Annotated in this window: 7 protein-coding genes; 2 read left to right on the top strand and 5 right to left on the bottom strand. The window is 64.3% G+C overall.

What is annotated here, in order from left to right; translation table 11 throughout:
- The 3 genes from BN2476_RS38700 to pdxH form a co-directional block, all read right to left on the bottom strand.
- Positions 1 to 1,083: DUF72 domain-containing protein (locus BN2476_RS38700; RefSeq protein WP_087739456.1), on the bottom strand; the 1,083-nt coding region annotated here is incomplete at its 3' end.
- Positions 1,084 to 1,194: 111 nt separating this feature from the next.
- Complete coding sequence (locus BN2476_RS38695; protein ID WP_087739455.1) at positions 1,195 to 2,409, bottom strand: class I SAM-dependent methyltransferase; 1,215 nt, start codon at positions 2,407 to 2,409, stop codon at positions 1,195 to 1,197.
- A gap of 186 nt (positions 2,410 to 2,595) precedes the next feature.
- Complete coding sequence (pdxH, locus tag BN2476_RS38690) at positions 2,596 to 3,237, bottom strand: pyridoxamine 5'-phosphate oxidase (RefSeq protein ID WP_087739454.1); 642 nt, start codon at positions 3,235 to 3,237, stop codon at positions 2,596 to 2,598.
- A 209-nt stretch (positions 3,238 to 3,446) separates the two neighbouring features.
- On the opposite strand from pdxH, the gene tcdA reads away from it, so the two are divergent.
- Positions 3,447 to 4,316, top strand: coding sequence for a tRNA cyclic N6-threonylcarbamoyladenosine(37) synthase TcdA (gene tcdA / locus BN2476_RS38685; RefSeq protein ID WP_087739464.1), 870 nt, complete (start codon positions 3,447 to 3,449; stop codon positions 4,314 to 4,316).
- A gap of 81 nt (positions 4,317 to 4,397) precedes the next feature.
- Here the strand turns inward: tcdA and trxA are convergent, their stop codons facing one another.
- Together trxA and BN2476_RS38675 are read right to left on the bottom strand one after the other, a co-directional pair.
- A complete protein-coding gene (gene trxA / locus BN2476_RS38680; protein ID WP_087739453.1) occupies positions 4,398 to 5,246 on the bottom strand; it encodes a thioredoxin in 849 nt (282 codons plus the stop codon).
- Positions 5,247 to 5,370: 124 nt separating this feature from the next.
- Entirely contained in the window at positions 5,371 to 6,252 is an 882-nt protein-coding gene (locus BN2476_RS38675) for a pirin family protein (RefSeq protein ID WP_087739452.1), read from the bottom strand.
- A gap of 167 nt (positions 6,253 to 6,419) precedes the next feature.
- Between BN2476_RS38675 and BN2476_RS38670 the strand changes: the two genes are divergently transcribed.
- Complete coding sequence (locus BN2476_RS38670; RefSeq protein ID WP_087739451.1) at positions 6,420 to 7,301, top strand: EamA family transporter; 882 nt, start codon at positions 6,420 to 6,422, stop codon at positions 7,299 to 7,301.

Genomic DNA, 7,301 nt, shown 5'->3' with positions numbered 1-7,301 from the left:
ACTGGAACTTCGGGTTAGCGGCGCCGAGCCTTCGGCCTTGTTGTTCGCGGCGATCAGCACCGGCTGGCCGGCGATTGCGTAGCGGGCGGCGAGTTCGGCGAGCGCCATACGCGTTTGCGGGTCTTCGTCGACGAGCTTGTCGAACGGCTCGTATTTCGCTTTCGCCTGTTCGTACTTGAAGCCGCCATGCAGGCTCCAGCGCACGATTAGCGGACCCGACGGCGCTTCGTCGAGCATCGCGAGAGCCGCCGCCTGGCGCGAAGGATCGGGCATCCGCGCATGAATGCCGACGCAGTAGCGCACGCCCGTCGCCTTCAGCGCGCGGATGAGGCGCGGCGTCAAAAGGCACGCATCGCGGATCTCAACGGCATAGCAGGTGTCGCCTTCGAGCGAGGGCAGCGCCGACAGGAACGCCGTCAACCGTTCGACGAAGAGCGCGGGCTGCGCGAGCATTTCATTCGGCAGCGGCGAGAACTGGAACACGAGCGCGCCCGCCTTCTTGCCAAGTCCGTCGATGCAAGGTTGCGCGAATTCGTCGATGGCCAGTTGCGCGTTCAGAAAGCAGGGGTTCTCCGACACCGGCTCGCCGCGCTCGGCGCGCACGGTTGCATCGGTGACGAGCGCGGGTGCCTTCACGATGAAGCGGAAGTCGTCCGGCACCTGCTGCGCGTAGCGCAGATAGTCGGTGAGCGTGAGCGGCGCATAGAACGAGCGGTCGATGCTCACCGTGCGCAGCAGCGGATGCGCGCCGTATGCCGCGAGGCCATCGCGCGACAGCTTGCTGTTGCTGTAATCGTCGCCGTAGACGATGCCTTTCCAGCCCGGAAACGACCACGTCGACGTGCCCAGATGCACGTGCGGCGGCAACTGGCTCGCGAGTTCGACGATATCGGCGGACGGCTGCGCGGCGAGGACATCGCGGGCGCGGCGCTTTTTCGGCGGCGCGCCCGTCTGCGCGGAAGGTGTATCCGATGCGGTATCGGATGCCGCCGTGGGTGGCGAAGCGTCGGCGGCAGGGGTCTCGCCGACGGGGTTGCCGAACATGTCGAGTTGCGCGGAGTGCTCCGGCGTTTCTTCTTTCATCGATGCATTGCAAGAGAGAGTGCGCTGATGTGAACCGCGCCTGCTCCGGGCCGGACCAGCGGGATGCTGATGCCGCGCTAGCCGGTCCGAAGCGGTATTCTGCGCGCGATTCTACAGCGCCTTCTCGTACATATAGCGGCGCGACCACGGCAGCGTCTTCGCGCTGTGTCCCGCCCTGCGGCACACGACCTGAAAGATCGACACGTCGTCGTGCTCGAACGCGTACGCGCAGCCGGCGAGGTACACACGCCAGATACGGAACTTCTCGTCGTCGACGAGCTTCTTCGCTGCTTCCGCGTTTGCCTCGAAGTTTTCCGTCCAGATTTCGAGCGTGTGCGCATAGTGGCGGCGCAAGCTTTCGACGTCGATCGCTTCGAGCCCGCCGCGCTGCATCGATTCGAGCGCGAGGCTGATATGCGGCAGCTCGCCGTCGGGGAACACGTACCTGTCGATGAATTCGCCGCCGCCGAGAGCCGTTTCGCCGCTGTCGTAGTCGGTCGACGTGATGCCGTGATTCATCGCGATGCCGTCGTCCGTGAGCAGATCGTGAATCTTCTGGAAGTACGTCGGCAGATTCTTGCGGCCCACGTGCTCGAACATCCCGACGCTCGTGACGCGGTCGAATTGGCCTTCGATATCGCGATAGTCCTGCAGGCGGATTTCGATCTGGCCTTCGAGGCCCGCGGCTTTCACGCGCTGCGTCGCGAGATCGAACTGGTTCTGCGAGAGCGTCACGCCCACGCACTTCGCGCCGAACTTCTGCGCCGCGCGCAGCACGAGTGCGCCCCAGCCGCAGCCGATATCGAGCAGGCTCTGGCCGGGCTGCACCTGGATCTTCGTGAGGATGTGATCGATCTTCTTGATCTGCGCGGTGGCGAGATCTTCGTCGCCGCTTTCGAAGTACGCGCACGAGTACACCATGTTCTCGTCGAGCCACAGCTTGTAGAACTCGTTCGAGACGTCATAGTGATACTGGATCGCTTTCTTGTCCGACGTTTTCGTGTGATTGAAATAGCGCCGCACGCGGGCGAGCTTGCTGGCGCTCGTCACCGTGCTGCGCGCAAGCGAATAGCCGATGTTGATGATGTCCGACAGCTTGCCTTCGATGTCGATCTTGCCCTTCACGTAGGCCTCGCCCAGATTGTCGAGGCTCGGTTCGAGCAGGAGGGGCAGCGCGGAAGCGCTATTCACTTTCAGCGTGACCCGCGGCGCCGCGAACGTGCCGAAGTCGTGTTGCTGGCCATCCCACAGCACGAGGCGCGCCGGAATGTTGGCCTTCGTTTTTACTTCTTCTACCCACTGCGCCAGCTTCTTCTCCCAGAACATGTGATCTCTCCGTGTCCAATGAATCAAAGCAAAGCTTGTCGGATCGCAGTGCGCCGTGCGTGTCTCCCTGGTCCGCGTGAGTCGCGCATTCGAACGTCGGGCAGCGCGCGATCCAGCCGTCCACGCATTGCGCCGCCGTCGCGCATCGGATGCACGATGCGGCGCGCGGGCCGGCCTATCGACGAGTCAGGGCGACAGGCGGACGATAGTCCAGTCGGCGCTGCCGTCGCTGCGCGTGTAGAGCAGCCGGTCGTGCAGGCGTGATGGCCGTCCTTGCCAGAATTCGATCGCGTCGGGAATCAGCCGGTAGCCGCCCCAGTGCGGCGGACGCGGAGGACTCTCTCCGTATTGTGCGCTGAATTCACGTTCGCGCGCTTCCAGAAGCGCACGGCTTTCAATTACCTTGCTCTGGTCCGACGCCCATGCGCCGATGCGCGAGCCGAGCGGCCGCGACGCGTAGTACGCGTCGCTTTCCGCATCGCTCGTCTTGACGACGGTGCCCTCGATGCGCACCTGGCGTTCGAGTTCGATCCAGTAGAAGAGAAGGCTTGCGTGCGGGTTCTCCGCGAGTTCGCGGCCCTTGCGGCTTTCGTAGTTCGTGAAGAAGACGAAGCCGCGTTCGTCGACACCCTTGATCAGCACGATGCGTGCCGAAGGCCGGCCGCGCGCGTCGACCGTCGCGAGTGTCATCGTATTCGGCTCGGGCAGTTGCGCATCGACTGCCTGCTTGAACCACTTGTCGAACTGATGGAACGGATTGGGATCGACATCGGCGATGTCGAGAGAACCGAGCGAATAGTTTTTGCGGAGGTCGGCAAGAGTGCTCATATTTTTATGCAAGCGCTACAGTGGGGCCAGTATAGCGAAGGACGCGAATTTCTGTCTTGAGTCGTGTCGTACCGATGGCTCGAGCGCGAAGAGGCGACGGCGCACGTCGGGCGCTTGCGCGTGCGATCAGGCAAAATACGGGCTTGGATGCATGCGGATATCCGCACGATATCGGCACGCGCACGCCTGAATTCGCCAAGCCACACATCATGTCCACGCCTCTCGTCACCGAGCAATCCGATCTTACTACCGACCACACCACGCATGAAACGCACCATGCGGCCGACCGCGCGCGCCGCTTCGGAGGTGTCGCGCGTCTGTACGGCGCGGATGCGCTGGCGGCGTTCGAGCGCGCGCATGTCGCCGTGATCGGCATTGGCGGCGTCGGTTCGTGGGCGGCGGAAGCGCTTGCGCGCACGGCGATCGGCAAGATCACGCTGATCGATCTCGACAACGTGGCCGAGAGCAACACGAACCGGCAGATTCACGCGCTCGACGGCAACTACGGCAAGCCGAAAGTCGACGCGATGGCCGAGCGCATCCGGCTGATCGATCCGCAGTGCGATGTGCGCGTGATCGAAGATTTCATCGAGCCGGATAACTTCGACGCGGTGCTGGGCAGCGGCTTCGACTATGTGATCGATGCGATCGACAGCGTGCGCACGAAGACGACGCTGATCGCGTGGTGCGTCGAGCACAAGCAGCCTCTGATCACCGTCGGCGGCGCGGGCGGGCAGCTCGACCCGACGCGCATTCGCATCGACGATCTCGCGCTTACCATTCAGGACCCGCTGCTGTCGAAAGTGCGCGGCCAGTTGCGCAAGCAGCATGGCTTTCCGCGCGGGCCGAAAGCGAAGTTCAAGGTGAGCGCCGTGTATTCGGACGAGCCGCTGATCTACCCGGAAGCGGCCGTCTGCGATATCGACGAAGAGGCTGAGCACATCACGACGTCGCCCGGTCATCATGGGCCCGTGGGCTTGAACTGCGCGGGCTTCGGATCGAGTGTGTGCGTGACGGCGAGCTTCGGATTTGCCGCCGTGTCGCATGTATTGCGAGCGCTCGCGAAGCAGGCGGCCTGAAGCGAATCTCTTGCATCAACGAAAAACGCGGCCACGTGGCCGCGTTTTTCATGCTGCATCGGAAGCGAACGATAAGGACCGTCAGTTCAGCGCCGCGCTCAGCCTGCGCCGCCACTTCGACACCAGTTCCGGCTGATGCGCGGCAAGGTCGAACACCGACAGCATCGTCTTGCGGCCGATGTCGTCGCGGAACGTGCGGTCGCGCTGCACGATCGCGAGCAGATGCTCGAGCGCCGGGTCGTACTTGCGCCGCGCGATGAGCGCGCTCGCGAGATCGAAACGCGCTTCGAGGTCGTCGGGATTTTCGCCGACGCGCGCTTCGAGCGCATCCGTGGGCGGCAGGTCGGCGGCGGCATCGACGGCATCGAGCCGCGTCTTGATGGCGTTGTAGCGCGCGTCGATGCCCTGCGTCGTTTTCGGCGACAGCAGATCGTTTTCCTTCTGCGCTTCCTCGACGCGATGATCTTCGAGCAGCAACTCCATCAGATCGAGCCGCGCTTCGTCGTAGCCCGGATCGAATGCAAGCGCGGCCTTCAGCGCGTCGTACGCATCTTCGCGGCGGCCTTCGGAAATGGCCACGGCCGCTTCGGCGCGCGCCGCTTCCGCGCTGTCGGGCACGAGGCGGTCGAGAAACTGGCGCAACTGGCCTTCCGGCAGCACGCCGATGAACTGATCGACAGGCCGTCCGTCCGCGAAGGCGACGACGTGCGGAATGCTGCGCACCTGGAAGTGCGCGGCCAGTTCCTGGTTCTCGTCGACGTTCACCTTCACGAGACGCCATTTGCCTTCGTACTCGGCTTCGAGCTTTTCGAGCATCGGGCCGAGCGTCTTGCACGGTCCGCACCACGGCGCCCAGAAGTCGACCAGTACGGGCGTGAGCATCGATGCGCTGATGACGTCCTTTTCGAAGGTGGCGAGAGTGGTGTCCATTGCAATCTCTTCCTTGAATCTGTACTTGAAGTAAATGGGGGCGGCCGGCGCGATTTCAACGCGCGTCTTCGATTCGTCTGGTTTCAGTGCGCTTCCGGCGTCGCCCCTGCCGATGCCTGCGAGTCTAGCGCGGCTTGCGCTCCGGCAGCGGAATCCATTCCGTCTCGCCCGGCACCTTGCCCATTTCCTGACTCGTCCAGGCGGCCTTCGCGCGCTCGATCTTCTCGCGCGAACTCGAAACGAAATTCCATTCGATGAAGCGCTCGCCGTCGAGTTTCTCGCCGCCGAGCAGCATCACCGTCGCGCCTTTCGCGCTTGCGAGCGTGACGGTTTCGCTGGGCGCGAGCACGGCCATCTGCTCGGCTTCGAGCGGCTGGCCGTCGAGCGACAGATCGCCGTCGACGAGGTACACGCCGCGCTCGTCGTGCTCCGGTTCGAGCGCAAGTGCGCTGCCGGGCGAAAAATGCGCTGCAGCATACAGCGTGCCCGAGAACGTGCGCGTGGGCGCCGTCTGGCCGAACGACGTACCCGCGATGATCCGCAAGACGACGCCGTTTCGTTCGATCTCGGGCAGCGTCGAGCCGGGATGGTGCTCGAACGATGGCTCGGCGTCCTCGTCGGCGAGCGGCAGCGCGACCCACGTCTGGATGCCGTGCACCGTCGAGCCGTTCGCGCGTTCCGGTTCGGGCGTGCGCTCAGAATGCACGATGCCGCGGCCGGCCGTCATCCAGTTGACGTCGCCCGGGACGATCCTTTGTTCGGAACCGAGGCTGTCGCGATGCATGATCGCGCCTTCGAACAGATAGGTGACGGTTGCAAGGCCGATATGCGGATGCGGGCGCACGTCGAGTCCTGTTCCTGCTGGCAGCGTCGCGGGGCCCATGTGGTCGAAGAAGATGAACGGGCCGATGAGGCGCGCGGCCATCGCGGGCAGCACGCGCCGCACGGCCAGATTGCCGATGTCGCGGACGTGGGGCTTGAGAACCGCTTTGATCGATGAGGGCATGACTTGCTCGATGGGTGGGGACAGGGCAGGTCATTCTACTGCCCATGCCGGCAGGCTGCGCGCGAGGGATTGCGTGACGGGGAGCACGCGTCTGGCAAAGCGGAAGATGCCTTTGCCGCCGCTCCGCTACACTCTTTTCTTTCAGAACAAGTAGAAGAGGAGTCCAGATGTCGCCGAAAGACCTGCTGCTGGCGCTGGTCGTCGTTCTCGCGTGGGGCGTGAATTTTGTGGTGATCAAGGTCGGCCTGCACGGCGTGCCGCCGATGCTGCTCGGCGGGCTGCGCTTCACGCTCGCCGCGATTCCCGCTGTGTTCTTCATCAGGCGGCCGAAGATGCCCTGGCGCTGGCTCATCGCGTATGGCACGACGATCTCGCTCGGCCAGTTCGCGTTCCTGTTCTCGGCGATGTACGTCGGCATGCCCGCCGGTCTCGCGTCGCTCGTGTTGCAGGCACAGGCGTTCTTCACGCTCGGTTTTGCCGCGCTGTTCCTGCACGAGCGCTTTCGCGCGCAGAACGTGCTCGGCCTCGTGATCGCGGCGATCGGGCTCGCGCTGATCGGCATGCAGGGCGGCCACGCGATGACGCTCACCGGCTTCATTCTCACGCTGTGCGCCGCCGTGATGTGGGCGCTCGGCAATATCGTCACGAAGAAGGTCGGCAAGGTCGATCTGGTCGGGCTCGTCGTGTGGGGCAGTCTCGTTCCGCCCGTGCCCTTCTTCGTGCTGTCGTATCTGCTCGAAGGGCCGCAGCGCATCGAGGCGGTGTTGACGGGCATCGGCATGTCGTCGGTGTTCGCGATCGTCTATCTCGCGTTCGTCGCGACGCTGCTCGGCTACGTGCTGTGGAGCCGTCTGTTGTCTCGCTATCCGGCGGGGCAGGTCGCACCGTTCTCGCTTCTCGTGCCGATCATCGGGCTTGCGTCGGCATCGGTGCTGCTCGGCGAGTCGCTGTCGGCCGCGCAGGTCGGCGGCGCGGCGCTCGTGATGGCGGGCCTTGCCGTCAACGTGTTCGGCGGCTGGGTCGTGCAAAGGCTCGCGCCCGCGCGCTGA

It is taken from the genome of Paraburkholderia piptadeniae (assembly GCF_900007165.1).
GTDB lineage: Bacteria > Pseudomonadota > Gammaproteobacteria > Burkholderiales > Burkholderiaceae > Paraburkholderia > Paraburkholderia piptadeniae.
The sequence above is the reverse complement of the archived record's forward strand: the minus strand, read 5'-3'. Positions and strand labels throughout refer to the sequence as shown.